This is a genomic window from Larkinella punicea (assembly GCF_003334855.1).
Classification (GTDB): Bacteria; Bacteroidota; Bacteroidia; order Cytophagales; family Spirosomataceae; genus Larkinella; species Larkinella punicea.
Genome location: NZ_QOWE01000060.1, coordinates 1 through 1,058, shown reverse-complemented (window position 1 = coordinate 1,058; position 1,058 = coordinate 1). Strand labels below are relative to the sequence as shown.

The 1,058-nt window shown below is 43.9% G+C and carries 1 protein-coding gene; it reads left to right on the top strand.

What is annotated here, in order from left to right; all coding sequences use genetic code 11:
* Positions 1-41: 41 nt before the first annotated feature.
* The gene (locus DUE52_RS32005; RefSeq protein WP_222930353.1) at positions 42-1,046 is read left to right on the top strand and encodes an IS701 family transposase; all 1,005 of its coding nucleotides are present in this window, start codon (positions 42-44) and stop codon (positions 1,044-1,046) included.
* Positions 1,047-1,058: the final 12 nt, after the last annotated feature.

Genomic DNA, 1,058 nt, shown 5'->3' with positions numbered 1-1,058 from the left:
TAGGACTTTCGCTTGTGGATCAAATTTAAGAGTTTAGGCGTATGATTGCACAGCATGAATATATTGAGTATCTGTTGAGTACGCCCTTCAATTATACTTGTACCAACATGGCTGACCATAAACCCAACCTGAGCCATGATGTAGTCAGCGATTTTCTACGTCAGGAGCGATTTACCCCGGCCGATTTGTGGGCTATCGTCAAAACTCGCATCAATGACTCAGAATCAGCATCCATTTTGGTTGATGATAGTGTTCAAGATAAGCGCTATTCCAACTTTATTGAACTGGTTAAAAAACAGTATTCGGGCAATGAGCATGGAACCCTGAAAGGCATCGGTCTGGTCAATTTTGTGCATTCTATAGACAATGATGGGGATTTTTGGCCGATTGACTATCGAATTTTTCATCCTGAAACCGATGGCAAAACCAAGAATGACCATTTCCAGGAAATGTTTCGGCGGCTTATTACTCATAAACAACTAAAGGCCAGTCGTATTGTATTCGACTCCTGGTATGCATCGGTAGATAACCTCAAGCTAATTCACCGGTCGGGTTGGACCTTCTTCACTACACTGAAGAGCAACCGACTGGTGAGCCTGCACCGAGATACTGGCTATCAGCATTTAGAAATGTTGATTTTCGATGAACATACGTTGACTACAGGTCTGATTGTCAAGCTAAAAGAAATTCCTTTTAAGGTAAAGTTGTTCAAGATAGTTGCCCCAAACGGCGACATTGACTGGGTCATTACCAATGACTTAGGCGTATCTGTAAATCTGTTTGTCGCTGAGTTAGCCAACGACACCCGATGGCAGATCGAAACTTTCCATCGGAGTTTCAAGCAACTGACAGGGTCAGAGCGTTGTCAATGCCGCAAGGCTCGTTCGCAGCGTAATCATTTGGCGTGTTGCTATCAGGCTTGGGTTGCTTTACAAGTGAAAGCCAAACAAGTCGGCCAAACGATCTATCAGTTGCGAACTAGTTTATTTGCTGACTATCTCCGACACGAGTTAGCCTACCCCAGAGTTCGAGCAATTTCACTCTAAGCGAAAGTCCTA